Origin of the sequence: Levilactobacillus paucivorans, from assembly GCF_001437125.1 — a bacterium.
Lineage (GTDB): Bacteria > Bacillota > Bacilli > Lactobacillales > Lactobacillaceae > Levilactobacillus > Levilactobacillus paucivorans.
In genome coordinates, this window is record NZ_JQCA01000047.1 from 1 (window position 1) to 3,442 (window position 3,442).

3 protein-coding genes and 1 pseudogene are annotated in these 3,442 nt (G+C 35.9%); 2 read left to right on the forward strand and 2 right to left on the reverse strand.

All coding sequences use genetic code 11. The features are described from left to right. Positions 1-281 precede the first annotated feature (281 nt). Positions 282-1,351: pseudogene (locus tag IV54_RS04750) on the forward strand (IS3-like element IS1163 family transposase). 8 nt (positions 1,352-1,359) lie between these two features. Beyond that, positions 1,360-1,677, forward strand: a complete 318-nt coding sequence (locus IV54_RS04755) for a hypothetical protein (RefSeq protein ID WP_237756668.1) — start codon at positions 1,360-1,362, stop codon at positions 1,675-1,677. Positions 1,678-1,926: 249 nt separating this feature from the next. On the opposite strand, the gene IV54_RS04760 is transcribed toward IV54_RS04755, so the two are convergent. Both IV54_RS04760 and IV54_RS04765 read right to left on the reverse strand, forming a co-directional pair. After that, entirely contained in the window at positions 1,927-2,277 is a 351-nt protein-coding gene (locus tag IV54_RS04760; protein ID WP_056987025.1) for a DUF5388 domain-containing protein, read from the reverse strand. A 1-nt stretch (position 2,278) separates the two neighbouring features. Continuing rightward, positions 2,279-3,079: a ParA family protein gene (locus tag IV54_RS04765; protein ID WP_057878257.1), complete on the reverse strand. Its 801-nt coding sequence runs from the start codon at positions 3,077-3,079 to the stop codon at positions 2,279-2,281. Positions 3,080-3,442: the final 363 nt, after the last annotated feature.

Below are 3,442 nucleotides of genomic sequence, written 5' to 3' on the forward strand. Positions count from 1 at the left end.
GTAAGACTGAAAAATGAGTATGCAGTAGTTTAAGTGCAACAACTAAGTTAGAAAAATTATATTTAGTTTTAATTAATGGTCTGATCTCAGTACTTTACTGAGATCAGACCATTTTTATTCATCGAAATGCGTTTAGTTGAAGGTAGTATGAAATCATGGACACGATTTAGTATAATTCCATAATAGGAAGGATTGTGTTTTTATGCTCCTATCCTAGTATTTGGTACATAAATTTCTGAACAGTTGTGCCATAATTAATAAAACAAGATAGGAGCATTCCAATGAAACGATATCAAGATGATTTTAAAGCCAGCATTGTGAAGATGCATCGTGAAGAGAAAAGATCTATTCGCTCGCTTTCCGAGGAATACGGTGTTTCTCCAGCCGCAATTCATAACTGGGTTAAAGGCGCTAAATCAGTTGAGCTAGAAGACGGTACTGAAGTAACGTCCAAAGAATTCAAACAACTTCAAAAGGAAAATCAGCGATTAAAGGAGGAACTTGAAATTTTAAAAGCTGCGGCGGTGTTACTGGGAAAGCATTAGGACGAATTAATTGCCTTGTCTTCATAGAAGATCAGTTATTGCGACACCGCTTATCAATTATTCTTTCGGCACTGAAATTACCGCGCAGCACCTATTACCATTGGAAAAGATATCAACCTAGTCAACACGAACGTGTTGATAATCAGCTCAAAGAAAAAATTAAATTGATTTGGGAAAATAATTATCGTGCCTATGGTTATCCACGAATAACGATGGTGCTTCGCAAGTCAGGCATCTGTGTTGGGTCAAAACGAATTTTACGATTAATGAGGGAAATGGAGATTCACTCTTTAATGAATCGGCGATTTAAAAAACCTGGCACTCATGTGGATCATTCACAACGCCCCAATTTAATCAAGCACCAGCCCAATGCAAGGATATGGCGTGCTGACATTACTTATTTGGAATTACGTCCAGGAACCTGGGTTTATCTCAGTTCTATTTACGAACCAAAGGTTCATCAAGTTCTTGCTTTCAAGATTGGTCGTCAGATGGAGGCGACGTTAGTTGTAGAAACGATTAATCAGGCGCTTGAATGTCATCAAAAGCCACAATATTTTCACTCTGACATGGGTTCACAGTACACCAGCAACGAAGTTGAAACTTTACTTGAACGGCATCAGATTAGCCACTCATACTCAAAATAAGGTTATCCTTATGATAATGGGCCAATTGAAGCTTTTCACTCATTGTTGAAGAGAGAGTTTGCCTTTCAAACAACTTTTTCCAATTTTGAGGACTTGGTAATCCGAACCTCAAATTACATCAGTTGGTTTAATTCCGACAGAATTAGAACGAGTGTTTAGAAAAAGATGTGCCATTTATTGACATAGGAGCAAGCACGTCAAGCAACGATCAATTAGTTAATATACTTAGACGCCAACTTGACGAAAAGGATCAACAGATAAACAAATTTCAAAAATTATTAGACCAACAACAGCAATTAAATTTATCCAGTCAGAAATTACTTGAAAATCAAAAGTCAGAACAAAATATCAAAAGCAACACCCTACAAAGCCGTGAGAACGATTCTAAGGACGATAGCAATGATTCATATACAAATATAAGCAAGCAAAACGAAAAGCCCTCTAATGAGACGAGAGAGAACTTTTGGAAACGGTTGTTTAGATAGGTTGTGAATATTTTTTGAGTAGTATGGGTGGCTTTTTTGCGTAAGTTAAGTGACAGCATTGATTGATTGTTATATGATTGTGTATGTCCTAAATGGACACAAGCAACGCTCCTAAGCAAAGCCTGTATGTACTGATTTCAGAAAAGCCCTCTATTCCGCATAATAGAGGACTTTTTTGTGTGCATTCTGCTTCATTTAAACGGACAAGTATACGTCTAAAAGCTGAACGTGTCATCTGAGAGCGCGTGATTATTTACTTTTTACTTTGTTAGCATCGCCGGTTTCCAAAGTCTGTATTTGAGTCGTAAGCGTATTTTGTTCAGACTCAGTTAACGATTCAAAAAAATTTTTTTGTAATTGGGCTAATCCGTTTTGTTGAGTTGAGCTATACCCTAAAATTACCATAGCTTTCATAAAGTTTTTTAGATGATTGTCAATTCTGAGCGTAGTATCAAAAGTAACACCATCTATTTGTTTAGACTTCGTTTTGTTTGATTCGTTTAGAGAAGATATGGAAATTTCTTTTTGGGGCTGGGGCGCCGATTTTCTAGGAATTATTTTGCTTTTATTTGAGTTAGGATTGTGTAAAAGTTCCACCATGCTAATCCGCCCTTTCAATAATTTCTTGTGCCACAGAATCGTATAATCTAATTATTTTTTTATCGAACTGATCTTTTAGAAATACACCTCTGATTGAATATCTTTTGATTCTTTCCATATTACGAATTAGGGTTTTTAACATGTTTTCTTTCCCAAATTCTTCTTCTGCTACTTCTAATGTGCTGTGATCAACAGGCGCCCCATTCTTTAATAGCACAGGAAGTATACCGAGTAAATTCAAACTAGGTGCTTCGTATTCATCGATTACCTGTTCCTGTATATATTTTAGAAACGATTCGGCACCCTGAAGACTGTGCTCTTGAGTTTGAAGGATAATCAGAACCCAATCTGAAGCGTATAAGGCGCTATCAGAAATTAAGGAAATAGTCGGTGGCAAATCAAATACCACAAAATCATATTTTTCTTTTAGTGAAGCAAGTAGCTTGCTAAAATATGTAACTCTATCTTTATAATTATTTTTAAACTTTTTTTCCATAATCCGTGGGTACAATGAAAAATCTGCGCTTGATGGAATAAAGTCAATGTTTTTATCCAAAGTAACCAACGATCTTGATAAGTCCTCTTCTTGGATTGATGCAAGTAAGGTTTGATTAAATTTAATATCATCGTGGCCTAAATTAGCCGCGGTTTTAAAGTAAATATCTGTAGCGTTCGCTTGAGGATCGAAATCAATTAATAGCGTTTTTTTACTAGCACGAGCTAGTGCCAGGCATGCAAGCGTGGCATTTGTTGTTTTACCGGTGCCACCTTTAAAATTTCCAAAAGTAATTACTTCACCCATTATACTGACCTCCAATTAAGTATCCTAATATACAAGGATACTTGGATACAAGGATGATAACATACAAAGATACTTGGATACAAGGATACAAGGATACATTTCTTCTCAAAAGCCGTTAAATTAAGATTGACTGCAAGTATCCTAATATACTTAGATACAAGGATACAAGGATACTTAGATACAAGGATACTTATATACAAGGATACAAGGATACAAGGATACATAAAAAGAAATGTTGATTTATCACCAAACAACGAGTAATATTGGTTACATAAAATAGAACATAAAAAAACACCCACCGACGGGAATCGGTGAGCGCCACAAAAAAGTCATCTAGTTTAATGACTATTATATCATGGCCGG

Coding starts and splice junctions, on each gene's coding strand:
- IV54_RS04765 (WP_057878257.1), bottom strand. CDS start 3,079: ATGGGTGAAGTAATTACTTTTGGAAATTTTAAAGGTGGCACCGGTAAA.
- IV54_RS04760 (WP_056987025.1), bottom strand. CDS start 2,277: ATGGTGGAACTTTTACACAATCCTAACTCAAATAAAAGCAAAATAATT.